We start from the raw sequence: 14,376 nt of genomic DNA, 5'->3' as shown, positions 1-14,376 counted from the left end.
GAATATGAAAAACATAAAAAACTATATAATTTTAATCTCATTATTTGTAAGTGGTATCATCAACGCACAAAATGTCGAATTCAAAAGAAGTAATTTCAAAGACAACATTGATGATTACAAAACTGCAACAGATGCAATAGACAAAGGAGTTGAACATTTTGAGAAAGGATCTTTAGCCATTTTTGAAGTGAGAAATTCAGGTTTACATTTCAAAAAAGCGCTACAACAATTTCAAATTGCGCAAGAATTAAATTCAGAAAATGCATTGAATAACTTTAGAATTGGAGTGTGCTACATTCACTCTAGTTCACCATATAAAGCTATTCCTTACATTGAAAAAGCATACCAACTTAATCCAGAATGTGATCCCTTTCTATATTACTACCACGGAAATGCTCTTCAACTTAAAGAAGAATTTGATGCCGCTTTAACATCTTATCAAAAATTTGAAGAAAACTATAGAAAGGCAGACAACTTTGGAAAATTTGTAACCATGAGAAAACGTGAATGTGGATACGCAAAGACTTTTAAAGCTGATCCTGTTAGATGCTGGGTTGACAATGTAGGAACCTTAAATACAGAATATGATGAAATCGCACCTACTATAACAACAGATGGTTCCGAAATCACATTCAGTTCAAATCGTCCAAATGGTCACGAACAAAACGAGGTTGGAGAATACGATCATGATATATACACTTCATTAAATACAAATGGTAAATGGCAAAAAGTTCATCCAATAAAAGGAAGCGTAAATTCAAATTTAGATGATATCGTAAATAATCTTTCTTATGATGGTACTAAAATGTTGCTCCATAAAGATAACGAAGGACAAATTGATATCTACGAAACAACACTTAACGGAGCAAATTGGAGTACACCAGAATTGATGCACTTTCAAATTAGTACAAAAAGAACCAATGACATGTACGCATCATACAACCATGATGGTTATAACATTTATTTCTCAAGAGGAAATGAAAACTTAAGTAAAGGAACTAACATCATGTATTCTGGAATGCAGAGTATGATAGAAAAAGACTTCAAGGCTGCAACAACTATCAATCAAGTGAACAGTAAATTCAATGACGGTCCAATTTATATGCATATCGATGGTAAAACAATGTATTTAGCCTCTCAAGGCCATGAATCTATTGGTGGATATGACATTTTTGTATCGACACGAAAACAAGGAAGTTGGACAAAACCTGTAAACCTAGGTTATCCAATAAACACTCCATATGATGATTTCTTTTTCGCTGGAACTGCTAACGGAAAGTATGCTTACATTTCATCAAATCGTCCAAATGGAAAAGGTGGATTCGATATTTATAAAGTAACCTACTGGGGGGAGCCAAAAAAGCCGATTATCGATATGGAGGATTACTTATTGGCTTCTATTGCTGAACCAATAAAAGATCCACAAATTGAAGAAGTTGTAAGTGTAAATAAGGTGTCCCTAACAGTATTTAAAGGAAAAACAATAGATGCGTTGACTGGAAAAGCTGTGGAAGCAAACATAGAAATCACAGACAATGAAAGCGGTAAATTAATCGAAAGATTTACAACAAATAGCGCGTCTGGTAAATTTCTATTGTCTTTAACTGCTGGAACTAATTATGGAATTGCGGTGAAAGCAGATGGATATTTATTTCACTCAGAGAATTTTGATGTTCCTAAAGGAAGCGCATACAACCTAATCAATAAGGTAATTGAGTTAAAAAACATTGAAGTCGGAAGTAAAATAGCATTAAGAAATATCTTTTTCGATGTTGGAAAGGCGACATTACGAAGTGAATCAAATTCAGAGTTAGACCGATTGGTGAAATTACTGAAAGAAGTTCCTTCTCTTAAAGTAGAAATTTCTGGTCATACCGACAATACTGGATCGGCTACAATAAATGATCAACTATCGCAAGAAAGAGCTGATGCTGTTGTGACCTATCTCAAAGGGAAAGGAGTTAATGCTGGAAGATTGACATCAAAAGGTTATGGTTCAAGACAGCCGATATCTAGTAATAGTACTTCAAAAGGTAGACAAGAAAACCGAAGAACAGAATTTGAAATTATTGAAAACTAAAAGGTCATTTTTTAGGTTAAATTCCTGAAAAAAAATCAATTTATTCCCCTTGTTTAATTCATGCAAGGGGAATTTTTATTGTCTATTTTCTGGTCTTCTTGACCAAATTGCAAGAAACAACCCTGTTGACATTTTTCGTGCGGCGTTCATCGCTCTATCCGCTACTTTACCTTCAAAAAGTGTCTTTATGGTATCAAACCATAATTGAATCCATCTGGCAAAATGCTCTTGAGTTATCCCATAATTCATATTATGATCTACTTCTACATGTGCCTGTGGTGGACTTCCTTTAAACTTTGGAACTCCAAATAAATTCGTCTCCCAAAAATCTGTTAGTTTCTCAAGGTGAGAAGGCCATTGATCTTCTTTGATATGACCATTAAAAATGGGACCTAACATATCATCCTCTCGAATTTTATCATAAAATGCGTGCACTAGTTGACGAAGGTCTGCCCTATTTTGAATATCCTTCATAGCTATTTGTTTTCAACTATATTATTTACGCGTTCTATACGATCATGTTTTGAAAGGCTTAAACGTACCACGCTATTCTTTAGCGCTTTTAAGTCATGCGGAACATTCTCCTCTAAGGTGAGAATATCACCCTTGACCAAATTGTGTTTGGCACCTTGAACACCAAATTCAATCTCCCCTTCGAGAAGGTGAACCGTGATAGGATATGCAGCTTTGTGCTCCTTCATCAATTGTCCTTCCTTAAAAACAATTCGAATCTCTTTCGCAAAAGGAGTTTCAAGGATTACAGAAATACTGACTTTATCATTTGTAAAGTTAATGCCGTCTAAAAAAGTAGTTTTTTTCATTTTAATTGTTGATTTACACAAATATAAATAACACCAATTAAATAAAAGACTTTTTTGTCTTTTATTATTTGTAAAACCAAAAAAAGGAGTACAAAACGTACTCCTTTTTAAAATATCTTTAGCGAATCACTATTTTTTCATGTGACGTGCATATCTGTTCTTAAACTTATCGATACGACCTGCAGTATCAACATACTGTTCTTTACCAGTGAAGAAAGGGTGAGATTTGTGAGAGATATCCAACTTAACTAGTGGGTACTCTGCACCATCTTCCCATTCAATTGTCTCAGTAGATGGAGCACATGAACGTGTAACAAATGAATATTCATTTGTCATATCTTTAAATACTACTAAACGGTAGTTCTCTGGGTGTATATCTTTTTTCATTTCAACTAAAATTTCTTGTTCTATCTAAAATCGGACTGCAAATTTATAAATAAAATTCAATTTCACACAATCCGAGTGAAATTATTTCATTAAAACTTACGTGGGACAAATATAGTTTAATTACTTGATTAATTGTAAGAAGAGGAACTTAAATATTTCTAATTTCTACAACCCCACACTTCTATTCGCCTTCATTGAATTTATCCAAGGACTAATCACGAGCAATTTGAACTATATTTTGTAAAATAAATACAAGAATAAATCGTTACTTTAGCACCAACTTTCTCTTTATAACAGAGATAAATCAATTGACATTGAAAAAAATAAATTACATTTTACCTTTTTTACTTCTTGTTTGGATGTCTGTATACCTTTCAAGCTGTAAAAAAGACATCTTATTTTCGTCTGAAAATCTTTCATTTTCAGTCGATACCGTTTTATTTGATACTGTATTTACAACAGTAGGCTCAACAACACAACAATTAAAAATTTACAACAAAGCTAACCAACCGGTTCAAGTTGATCATGTAACGCTAGTTGGTGGAGATAACTCACCATATAGAATCAATTTAGATGGAGTTTCAGGAACTAGTTTTTCAGATTTTACGATTCCTGCAAAGGATAGTTTATTCATGTTTGTTGAAGTGACCTTAGGAGAAAACAACTTAACTGATCCGTTAATCATAGAAGATATATTGGAGTTTGAAACCAACGGAACAATTCAAACTGTTCAATTAGCGGCTTGGGGGCAAGATGCTTATTTTCATTATAAAGACTTGAGTTCAGGTATTTGGCCAAATGATAAACCTCATGTTATTTATGATTATACACTGGTTGATTCCTCCGAGACTTTAACGATTCAGGCGGGAACAGAAATTTATATGCATAAAGAAGCCATTCTCTTTGTCAATAAAGGCCGTTTAAATATTGAGGGAACATTTGATAACAAGGTAGTAATACAAGGAGATCGCTTAGAAGCTTTTTATGATGATATAAAGGGACAATATTATGGAATATATTTAAATCAGGCCCTTTCTTCAAATATTGATCATGCAATTATAAAGAACGGAACTGCTGGAGTACATGTTTTCGGTGATAATCCAAATAACTCAGATTATACTGTTACCATAAGAAGTTCTGAAATCTCAAATCATGCAAGTTATGGGATATTTAATTATTCAGGAGGAAGAGTAAAAGGAGAAAATCTAAACGTTCATAACAATGGATTATATGCTTATTTCTTACTGGAAGGTGGAAGTCATAATTTTAATCATTCTCAATTCCTAAGTTATGGTGCTGATGGAAGTCAACCTGCAGTAGCCATTAAAAACTACTTCACAAGGGAAGACAATATTACTTATATTGGAGATGTTAACGAAGGTGCGTTTTATAATTCTATCATTTATGGTGGTGGAGATACTCAAATTGCTTATGACACGCTAACCAATAACGGAGCTGTTTCAATCGCTATGGATTATAATAACAATTTCATACGACAAGCAGATATTCCAACAAACGCTAACTTTAACAATAACACATGGAATACATATCCAAGCTTTGAAAGTTTAGAAGAAAAATCTTATATCATCACAAATGGTTCCCAATGTAAAAATGCTGGAAACTTACAATTTCCGCTCACGATAATGGAAGATATTACAGGGAAAATGAGAGATGCTAATCCCGACATTGGCGCTTATGAGTTAGACTAAAGATGTTCAATAAAGGATTCTATATTGCTTGTTTACTTTTATTCGGATCGACTGTTTACGGACAAAAGTGGACAAGGGATCATTGGGGATTACAAATAGGAATCACAGCTGATATTGGAACTCATATCAATCAATTTGGATTAAAAGTCCAAGGCTATTACTTCTATGATTTTTTCCAATTTAATGTTGGGAATCATCTTAGACTAAATAGTACAAATCTAGGAAGTAGGAAACAATACCTTTCTCAACGTATCAATACTGGAATCGCTTTAATGGGCGGTAAAAGAAACAGTAATCCAATCCTTATTTTGGACGGGTTAAATCATCAAAGTGATCACGATTATGCTATAGCCTATAACTATTTATGGTATTTTGATAATATTGGAACATCTCAACAATCTGGTGGGTTTGGTTTTCATCTTCAACAATTCATGATTACCATCGAAAATGATGTTTTTGCAGCCTCTGGCCGTGATCGATATAGAACAAGTTTTGCCAGTATCAGTTATCATGATGGGCTTTACAATTTAAGTTTGAACACACAACTTTGGACAGGAAATACATTGGGTACAAAAAGGCTCAACACCAGCGACAGCTTATATCAAGTAGGTTATAAAGATTTAACTGAAACACATTTTGGAAGATACAGCAATGGAATTTTGAGTTTAAGTATTGATAACCAACTTCCTTTTGGAAACCATATTTCTACAGCTGTTGGAATAGATAGTGAACGAATCAGACATGGATTACAAAACAAGTTCATGCACGATAAAAAGTTTATTCCTGAGAAATGGAGAAAAGCGAATGTCAATTATCCAATGCTGAATGTTGATGGAGAACCTGTACACACAAAGGAGGAAGCTGCTCCAGCAAGGCTATTTATACAATTCGGGATGAATAGACCAAGCACCTATTAAGTGAAGATATACAGTTTATTTCAATAAAAAAGCGACCCTAATTTCTTAGGATCGCCTTTCTAAATAGTTCTTTATGCTTAGTGATTAACCACTACTTGCATTGTATGAGTTAAGTTATTTGTCAAGTGTACTTTAACAATATATACACCATTCTCAACATTAGCAACATTTACTTTTGCAGTTTCAGCGTTAACTTTAACGTCTTGTGCTACAACAGTTTGTCCCATCATGTTAATTACTTCAACTTTATTTACTTCATTTTTATTGAAATCAATGTTCAATACATCCGAAGCTGGAGAAGGATATGCATTCATTTTGATTGCAGACTTCTCGTTTTCAAGGTTAACTTGAGCAGCATCGATAAAATCTACAGTTACAGCAGCAACAGTTTCAGCTCCAAATCCATTCGGGTTATAAGAACCGTTACTTCCTACTGGGAACATTGGTTGTAAATAATAGTCTAAGTTGAAAATATAATCTCTGTTGCTATCATGTCCAAAGTACACTTCTTCATTAAATGTATTTACACAGAACAAGTAACGTTGATTGTCTTCCAATGCAACAATTTCACTGTTTTCAAACTCAGCAGTAACCATTTCATTAGGTACATCACTAGAGTATTGGTACTCCGAATCCATAATTAAGCTAAACAAAGAAATTGGATTTTGGTATCCTGCGTCATTAATATCAACAAAGTTATCGTTGTATTTATAGATTTCAACACGTACCTCTTCTCCTACTAATGAAGGATCGATTGCATCTGAAGCTTTTGATGAAGAGAAAGAAATTGATTTTGGTGCAAGTCTACTTGCATTTTCATCCATAAAAGTGATACAAGAAGTATAATCCGGAATTGCAACTCCATTTGCATCAACAGGTCTTAATCCTGTTGTTTCTCCTGGCATCATTGTAGCTTCATCAAACTTAGCGTATGATAATTTAGATGGACTAATTACAAAATCAGACTCTAATACATCATCAACTACGTATTCATCAGTCGCACTACTTTCTACTGTATAAGTTAAAGAATAATATCCTTCATCCCATGCTGCTGTAGGTGTAAAATCTGGCAAGTTAAACAATAAACTGTCACCTGAAGCGATTGACGCAGTAGCAGAAGTTTCATTGTAAACTTCAGTTCCATTAAACTCAATAACAGCATTTAACGCAACATCTGTTTGGTCATTTGCTCCATAGTTAAAAGCGTAAGCTGCTAAATTAATTTGGTATTCAGAAGCATCAGTTGCTATGGCAGATGGAATAGAAGAATACTGAGGTCTCAAAATTTGAGACTCTTTAATTCCTAAATCATCGTTAAAATACCCTGTTTTGTTTCCTAAGAATACGTTTACAGTTCCGTTATCCATTTCTCCTGCAAAAAATGCTCCGTCAACATCCGTTAACATTACAACAGGAATTGTAACAGTTGCTCCTGCAGCACCAGCCCCCATACTAATTGGAGCACCAGGAACGTTATTAATAATAACCACAGCAATTGCTCCTGCAGCCTCTGCGTTTTGAGCTTTTGTACCAAACTCACAATCAGCTCTATAAACTACGGCAATATTTCCTGCAATTGCTGCTGCATTTGTTGGCGCTGAACACGCTGTAGAATCAGTCTCATAAGCTACTAAATCTCCAGTGACTGCATTCATTGGATCCATTAAATCTGCACTACCCCACCCACTCGATGGAGTACCATAGGTCATATCATAACCACCCTCAACGCTTGCTGGGCTCAACCCTAGAAAAACAACTTGAGCGTTCATCGAAATAGCAAATAGCATTGCTACTCCTAATAGTAAATGTTTTTTCATACTTTAAACTTTTAAAGATTAATATTTTGTTAGTTAGACAATAATAATTCTTTTTTATCTAAAAGTAAAATTTAATTTAACTATTCTTAAGATATATATTTGCTAAAGTTTTTAATAGGTGTTCATCACTAAATTGAAGAGAAAAGTCATGAATCACCTTTGCTGAAAAGTGAGATGTTGAAAAATTTTCAAGAGCAATTGTCAATTGTTCTGTGTTTTTAGGCTGAATCTGAATTCCAATTTCTGGATTATTGATTTCCGTTAAACCTCCACATTTGCTATAAATGGCAGGTGTTCCACACATCCATGCTTCTGCCAAAATCACAGAGAAAGTTTCGTAATTACTGAACAAAACCAAACAATCTGCTTTCCTTAAAGCCTCCCCCACTTCTATTGATGACAATTTACTTTCTACAATGCAATTTTCTATTGGAACATTAGCCGTTTTTATTGCCTCCCAAACTTCCTTTTCATCTCCTTCTGTGATAATATGCAGAACATAATCTTTAGTTAAGTTAGAAAAAGCAGATAGCATCCCTGAGACATTTTTATGCTCATTTTTGAAAGAAGAAATATGAATAAATTGTTGGGGTTCATTTTCGTCTTTCATTTCCTTAGATGGATAAAAGTAATTTGAACTCACAACGTTATTTAGCACTCTAAAATCATTGATCAGTCCATGATTGATTAAAGATTGCCCAAGATGCTCAGAAACAGGAAAAACTTCATTGGCTTCCTTAAAGATCTTTTCATAGACATTTTTCAAGTAAAAAGGTAGTTTCTCATAGCTTTTTTGATGATCAAGAAAACCCGTCCAATGAACTGTTGCAACATAGGGAATTTTATAATTCGATTTCAACCATCTAGCAAAAACACCGGCAGGAAAAACAGCATTTAGATGAACCAAATCATATTTTGAATTGAGGTGTTCATACCCCTTTTTCATGGCAATTTGATAAGCCCTTTTCTTGCTAAGCTGAGAAATAATAGGTATTGAATATCTAACCGATGGATAGTAAACAATAATAGTTCTTACATTATTAACAACCTCATCACTTAGAGTTATTTGAGATACTCTACTTGAAGAAACAGCATACAATACATGAACTTCCGCCACCTGATTTGCGAACTCTGCATGTTTTTGAACAAAATTACCCAAAGAAGGATTTTCATCACTGGGATACCAGCTGGCAAGAAATAATATTTTCTTTTGATTTAATTCTCCCATCTATATATACAATCCTTTTTCTAATCAGGTGAAGATAAGAGATATTCTTTTAAATCCTATAATAAACTTGAGATGTCACTAATACCGACAGGTCTTTCAACAATGAAGCCTTCGCCGTATTTCACACCTATATCTCGACCAAATTGAACTAGTCTAGCTTCCAAAGCATCTAAAAAATCTTGTCCTGAGATTGGAGTTTTAGGGCCTTTCATGTTCTCTTGAAAAAATTGAGTTTCATACGCTAAAATAGCATCAAATTTTTCAGTCTTATACGCTGAAACATCAACAATAAAATCTGGTTTTAAATATCGATCTTGGATATAATGGTACACTTTTTTTGGTCTCCAATGTTGTTGACCTTCTCCTTCACTTGTTGTTTCTATTTTTAACAAACCTGCTAAGAAACAAGCGCGTGAGATAAAATCACTTCCTCGTCCATGGTCAGGATGTCTGTCTGTTGGAGCATTTGCCAAAACAATTTCAGGTTGATATTTTCGAATTGCAGCAACTAATTTTAATAAACTTGATTCATTTATTTCAAAAAAACCATCTGCGAGCTTTAAGTTTTCACGGTACGCAACGCCCATTATTTTAGCCGCCTTATCCGCTTCTGCATAACGTGTGTCTATTGTACCTCTCGATCCTAACTCACCTTGCGTCAAATCAACAATAGCCACCTTCTTTCCTTGCTGAACACTTTTAATAATTGTTCCACCTGCGGCTAATTCAACATCATCTGGATGAGCACCGATTGCTAAAATATCTACCTTATATTTACTCATTGATCCAATTCTTAATTTCTGATGATAATGGAGATGTTTTAGGATGTAGCTCTTTTACAAAATTACCGTTTTCATTAATTAAAAACTTATGAAAATTCCATGCTACTTCCTCTGCACCACCATTCTTCTTACTTTCTTCAAGCATCCACGAAAACAAAGGGTGTTGTTCTTCTCCTTTGACAGCCACTTTTGACATCATGGGAAAAGAGACACCATAATTTTTGTCACAAAACGCAGCTACTTCCTCATTTGTCCCTGGTTCCTGTGCCCCAAAATCATTTGAAGGAAAACCAATAATCATAAAGTCTTCTCGTGGAGTATTTTCATACAAAGCTTGTAATTCTTCATATTGTGACGTTAATCCACATTCTGAAGCCGTATTTACAATAAGTACCTTCTTTCCTTTTAAACTTGTTAAGTCAAAAGCCTTTCCAGTAATATCTTCTACGTCAAAATTGTATAACTTCATGATTATATACTTTTACTTTTTTGAATTATCAACTAAATACTTGATCGTTGCCAATAAGGTAAATGTTCCAAATGCTCCAATAGCAACGAAAACAGAAGTTGGCCATTCAGCAACACCTTCTCCTTGTGCATAGGAATGTAATCCAACAAGAATAAAGTTTACGCCAAAGAAGGTAAATAGAATAGCTGAATATCCCCAAAGACTTAATACATTAAACAAAAATCTATTGCTTAAAAAAGGGATAAATCTAAGGTGTATGATAATCGCATAAACTAACATTGACACAAGGGCCCAAGTTTCTTTAGGATCCCAACCCCAATATCTTCCCCAAGATTCATTGGCCCAAACACCACCAAGGAAGGTACCGATAGAAAGCATAAACAATCCAACAATTAATACCATTTCGGACACTGAAGTGAGCTCCACGATATTCATTTGAAGACGTTTTTTGTTTTTCTTGTTCTTCAACAAGTACAATAACATATTCACCAATCCTAAGATACCAGATATCCCTAGGAATCCATAAGATGAAGTAATGATTGCAACGTGAATCATTAACCAATAAGATTTCAACACAGGTTGAAGTGGAGTAATTTCTGGATCCAGTAAATTCATTTCAGTTACAAACAGCATCAAAGCAGCCAATAAGGTAGTTGCTGCCAATACCGCCGGATTCTTTTTCACGAAGAACAGCCCCGCTAAAATTGTTGACCACGCAATAAAAATCACAGCTTCATAACCATTACTCCATGGTGCATGACCAGAAATATACCATCGCATTCCCAAACCAGTTGCATGACCTAGGAATACTAATACAACCCCAACGATGAATATGAAGTTGATTTTAGAAAATATCTTTTCACTCTTAATCGTTGGTGTTATTAAAGTTCTGATGAAGAATAAAATCAACATCAAAAATCCTAACGTAAAATATAAAGATTGAATTTTATTAAATACTTTAAATTTATTGTAAGCGATCTCTACTTCAACATGAGTATCTGTCAATTTGTTAAGGTGAGGATTATTTGATTCAAACACCCTTAATTCTTCCCACTGAATCTCCTTCAATGGAACTAGGTATTGTTGAACATCAGAAAACTTTGCTTCACCTTGGGAAACGTAGAACAACTGAGTAAGCATATTCATCGCAAGCGTATTCGCTTTTTGATTTTCCTCACCTAATTCACGTAATTCCAATGCAAAAGGCCAAACCCATTTACCATTAACATCTCCTGGAATAGGAACAATTCTTAAGTGGTGAAACTGAAATATTTCTTTTAAAATTCTATATCTCTCTCCAAGCTTAATCAGCTTTTTATCGAATTCATTTTTCTGTCCATCTGATTTACCGTGAGCAATTTCATATTCATCCATCCATTTGAAGATTCCATTTGCGTCCTCCATTTCTGTAATCGAAACATACTTTCCACAATTTAAATCTTCACGAATTTTACTTGAAACATAAGTAAACGGAACATCTTTCCATTCTTTAGCTCCATAAATATGCATCGCGACAAGTGTTTGAACAGCATTGTATTCACCGTACTTATCTGAGTAATGGATTTTTCGTAAAAGCTTATCTGCTAGCGTATGGAAGGGAATAATTCTACCATCATAATCTTGAACCAAAAGATCATCTAGCTTTTCCGCATCCTCTTTAGAGATATACTTGATTTTATATTTCGCTTCATCAGTCTCTACTTGCTGTTGACTATGATCGTGAGCATGGTCGTGGTCATGATGGTCGTGATCGTGATGTTCGTGATGTTCATGATCATGCGTGTGTGTTGTATCATCACCATGCGCCATTGTCATTCCACTTAAACCAACACCAATGATAAGTGCAACAGTTTTTAGCATTTTAGAACGATTTGCTCTTGATTTTTTTATCAAATTATTCAGTTCTTTCATTCTACCATCACGATTAAATAAAGACATTACCATTCCAATTGCCATAATCAAATAAGCGATATAAGTTACATTGGTTCCCCACCAGTCATAATTAACGCTTAATACTGTTCCGGATTCATCTGGAAAATAACTAGACTGAAAGAATCTATAACCTTGGTAATCCATCACACTATTCATGAAAATTCTTTGGTCATGAACAACATCTCTTGTCGAGTCGATTACCGTAACTTCTGAAGCAAAAGAGCTGGCCATTGTTGAACCAGGATATTTATGCAACTGGAAGTCTCTACATTTAATTGAAAAAGGAATTTCAATCGGTTTTGCACCATATCCAATTTCAAAGTTCAAACCAGCAAATTGAATATATTGGTTTTCTAAAATATGTGTAGCGCTTCCTTCTATTTCAACAATTTTAGATTCATTTTCTGTTGAAAGTTTCAAGGTTAAATAATTAAATCCGCCATCTTTTTCTGGAGACTTTATTTTTCGTTTGGCTAAACTTTTATGAAAACGTCTAAAAACTACACTTTCTGTACCAATCATGTACAATTGACTTGGGAAGAAAGGAACCAAAGTATCTGCAGGAATTTCTGTTACAGCACTTGGATCAATATTATTGGACATTCTATCTTCTTTTGATAAAGAAGCCATGTCAATACGTTTATAATCCTGAATTGATTGAATGTACAGCATTCCTCCTTCTTCAGTAATTTCAACTCCTGGATGATCATGTCCATGATTTTCAAAAGAAAAATTTAATCCTCCGATTGATCTTTCGTTTCCTTCAAAAAGATGAACAGTCTCTCCTTTGATCACCATTTCAATGGCTCTTTTACCATTCTCTTTATCCTCAATAAGTGTATCGATCATTCCTTCTTTGTAAGAAACGTAATCAACATTTATTTTCGGCTGATTTGGCAACTGAAAATCAAAAGAAAAAGGGTTTTCTACACCTTCTGACAACCATCGTTGTTCATTTCGCTCATATTGATTAACAAGGTCGTTAGATCTAAATGTTAAATAAGGACTCGAACTATAAATTACATTTGTTGTTTCTCCTTCACCAATTCTCATTTGACCTTCAAAACCAACATATCTAGTAAGTGCAGCACCAACAATAATTAGTAAAAATGATAAATGGAAAGTAAAAGTAGCCAGACGATCGCGTTGAAACATTCTAAACTTTACGATACTCACCAATAAAGTAATACATAAGTGAAGTAAAAGTAATTCGAACCAAACAGCGTTATAGATTGCTATTTTAGATGCAGGTGTTCCGTAATCTGATTCAATAAATGTAGCTAAAGCAATTGAAAAGGCAAAGATAACCATACTGACAGCCATCATTTTCATTGAGAACAGACCACTTAAAATCTTATTTAACATTTTCTTTCTAATTTTAACCAGCAAAACTACTAAAGCTTTGGTAATTTAGCCCCATTTAAATGTTAATTTTGACCCAAATAATCTTTTAGAAAAAAGATCAAATGGAAAGAGCACAAAATCAAATAATCATCATTGGTACAGGGAATATTGCACACAACCTTGGACTTCATTTGAAGCGTTGCAACCAAGAGATAAAAGGAGTTTGGGGAAGAGACATCTCCAAAGCCAAAAAACTCTCCCAAAAACTTGAGTCTAGCTGCTTAACCGATTTAAATAAGATTCAGTCAGATGATTTGGCCATCATTTGCGTTTCTGATGTCGCCATTGCTACTGTATTGTCTCAAATTAACATAGAAACCGCTGTTGCTTATACTTCTGGAAGCGTAAAACTAAATGATTTACCACAACGTGAAAAAATCGGTGTTCTCTATCCACTTCAAACATTTAGTAAGAACAGAAATATTGACATTTCAAATGTTCCATTTTTAATAGAATCGGAAAACGAGCATTTTAAGAATGAATTAATTGCTTTAGCAGAAACGTTAAGTTCAAAAGTAATTGAAGCGAACTCAGACGAAAGATACAACATCCACATTGCTGCCGTAATGGTTAATAATTTCACGAACTTTCTATATTATTTGTCAGAAAAACAAATGAGGGAACATCAATTAGATTTTGATTTACTGCTGCCATTAATAAGAGAGACAGTAAACAAACTTGATGAATTATCTCCTGCTGAAGCTCAAACGGGACCTGCAAAAAGAGGAGACAAAAACATAATTGAACAACATTTAAAATCCATTCAAGATCAAGATACGCAAAAAGTATATCGTTTGATGAGTGAGTTAATTCAAAAAAAATAAAAAACA

At 34.1% G+C, this 14,376-nt stretch carries 12 protein-coding genes; 4 read left to right on the top strand and 8 right to left on the bottom strand.

Going from position 1 to position 14,376, the window contains the following annotated elements; translation table 11 throughout:
• Positions 1-4 precede the first annotated feature (4 nt).
• Positions 5-2,080, top strand: coding sequence for an OmpA family protein (locus DXU93_RS06790; protein ID WP_165851354.1), 2,076 nt, complete (start codon positions 5-7; stop codon positions 2,078-2,080).
• 75 nt (positions 2,081-2,155) lie between these two features.
• Here the strand turns inward: DXU93_RS06790 and DXU93_RS06785 are convergent, their stop codons facing one another.
• The 3 genes from DXU93_RS06785 to DXU93_RS06775 form a co-directional block, all read right to left on the bottom strand.
• The gene (locus DXU93_RS06785; protein WP_116880521.1) at positions 2,156-2,554 is read right to left on the bottom strand and encodes a group III truncated hemoglobin; all 399 of its coding nucleotides are present in this window, start codon (positions 2,552-2,554) and stop codon (positions 2,156-2,158) included.
• A gap of 2 nt (positions 2,555-2,556) precedes the next feature.
• Positions 2,557-2,901, bottom strand: coding sequence for a cupin domain-containing protein (locus DXU93_RS06780; RefSeq protein ID WP_116880520.1), 345 nt, complete (start codon positions 2,899-2,901; stop codon positions 2,557-2,559).
• 129 nt (positions 2,902-3,030) lie between these two features.
• Entirely contained in the window at positions 3,031-3,288 is a 258-nt protein-coding gene (locus DXU93_RS06775; protein ID WP_116880519.1) for a type B 50S ribosomal protein L31, read from the bottom strand.
• Between the two features lie 314 nt (positions 3,289-3,602).
• Between DXU93_RS06775 and DXU93_RS06770 the strand changes: the two genes are divergently transcribed.
• The gene (locus tag DXU93_RS06770; RefSeq protein ID WP_123776070.1) at positions 3,603-4,997 is read left to right on the top strand and encodes a hypothetical protein; all 1,395 of its coding nucleotides are present in this window, start codon (positions 3,603-3,605) and stop codon (positions 4,995-4,997) included.
• 2 nt (positions 4,998-4,999) lie between these two features.
• Positions 5,000-5,914 carry a polymorphic toxin type 23 domain-containing protein gene (locus DXU93_RS06765; protein ID WP_116880517.1) on the top strand — a complete coding sequence of 305 codons (915 nt, stop codon included), beginning with the start codon at positions 5,000-5,002 and terminating at the stop codon, positions 5,912-5,914.
• Positions 5,915-5,991: 77 nt separating this feature from the next.
• Here the strand turns inward: DXU93_RS06765 and DXU93_RS15020 are convergent, their stop codons facing one another.
• The 5 genes from DXU93_RS15020 to ccsA all read right to left on the bottom strand — a co-directional run bounded on the left by DXU93_RS15020 (position 5,992) and on the right by ccsA (position 13,507).
• Entirely contained in the window at positions 5,992-7,731 is a 1,740-nt protein-coding gene (locus DXU93_RS15020; protein ID WP_165851353.1) for a T9SS type A sorting domain-containing protein, read from the bottom strand.
• A 76-nt stretch (positions 7,732-7,807) separates the two neighbouring features.
• The gene (locus tag DXU93_RS06755; protein WP_116880516.1) at positions 7,808-8,959 is read right to left on the bottom strand and encodes a glycosyltransferase; all 1,152 of its coding nucleotides are present in this window, start codon (positions 8,957-8,959) and stop codon (positions 7,808-7,810) included.
• 56 nt (positions 8,960-9,015) lie between these two features.
• Positions 9,016-9,741 carry a bacillithiol biosynthesis deacetylase BshB1 gene (gene bshB1 / locus DXU93_RS06750; RefSeq protein ID WP_116880515.1) on the bottom strand — a complete coding sequence of 242 codons (726 nt, stop codon included), beginning with the start codon at positions 9,739-9,741 and terminating at the stop codon, positions 9,016-9,018.
• On the bottom strand, positions 9,734-10,210 hold the full coding sequence (locus tag DXU93_RS06745; protein WP_116880514.1) for a glutathione peroxidase: 477 nt from the start codon (positions 10,208-10,210) through the stop codon (positions 9,734-9,736). Before DXU93_RS06745 ends, bshB1 begins: the two co-directional genes overlap by 8 nt.
• 12 nt (positions 10,211-10,222) lie before the next feature.
• Complete coding sequence (gene ccsA / locus DXU93_RS06740) at positions 10,223-13,507, bottom strand: cytochrome c biogenesis protein (RefSeq protein WP_116880513.1); 3,285 nt, start codon at positions 13,505-13,507, stop codon at positions 10,223-10,225.
• 101 nt (positions 13,508-13,608) lie between these two features.
• Between ccsA and DXU93_RS06735 the strand changes: the two genes are divergently transcribed.
• The gene (locus DXU93_RS06735; protein WP_116880512.1) at positions 13,609-14,370 is read left to right on the top strand and encodes a Rossmann-like and DUF2520 domain-containing protein; all 762 of its coding nucleotides are present in this window, start codon (positions 13,609-13,611) and stop codon (positions 14,368-14,370) included.
• The last annotated feature ends 6 nt before the right edge of the window (positions 14,371-14,376 follow it).

The organism is Brumimicrobium aurantiacum, from assembly GCF_003402975.1.
GTDB lineage: Bacteria > Bacteroidota > Bacteroidia > Flavobacteriales_D > Crocinitomicaceae > Brumimicrobium > Brumimicrobium aurantiacum.
Note: the sequence above shows the minus strand (reverse complement) of the source record. Positions and strands in the feature narration are given on the sequence as shown.

Coding starts and splice junctions, on each gene's coding strand:
- DXU93_RS06790 (WP_165851354.1), top strand. CDS start 5: ATGAAAAACATAAAAAACTATATAATTTTAATCTCATTATTTGTAAGT.
- DXU93_RS06785 (WP_116880521.1), bottom strand. CDS start 2,554: ATGAAGGATATTCAAAATAGGGCAGACCTTCGTCAACTAGTGCACGCA.
- DXU93_RS06780 (WP_116880520.1), bottom strand. CDS start 2,901: ATGAAAAAAACTACTTTTTTAGACGGCATTAACTTTACAAATGATAAA.
- DXU93_RS06775 (WP_116880519.1), bottom strand. CDS start 3,288: ATGAAAAAAGATATACACCCAGAGAACTACCGTTTAGTAGTATTTAAA.
- DXU93_RS06765 (WP_116880517.1), top strand. CDS start 5,000: ATGTTCAATAAAGGATTCTATATTGCTTGTTTACTTTTATTCGGATCG.
- DXU93_RS15020 (WP_165851353.1), bottom strand. CDS start 7,731: ATGAAAAAACATTTACTATTAGGAGTAGCAATGCTATTTGCTATTTCG.
- DXU93_RS06755 (WP_116880516.1), bottom strand. CDS start 8,959: ATGGGAGAATTAAATCAAAAGAAAATATTATTTCTTGCCAGCTGGTAT.
- bshB1 (WP_116880515.1), bottom strand. CDS start 9,741: ATGAGTAAATATAAGGTAGATATTTTAGCAATCGGTGCTCATCCAGAT.
- DXU93_RS06745 (WP_116880514.1), bottom strand. CDS start 10,210: ATGAAGTTATACAATTTTGACGTAGAAGATATTACTGGAAAGGCTTTT.
- ccsA (WP_116880513.1), bottom strand. CDS start 13,507: ATGTTAAATAAGATTTTAAGTGGTCTGTTCTCAATGAAAATGATGGCT.
- DXU93_RS06735 (WP_116880512.1), top strand. CDS start 13,609: ATGGAAAGAGCACAAAATCAAATAATCATCATTGGTACAGGGAATATT.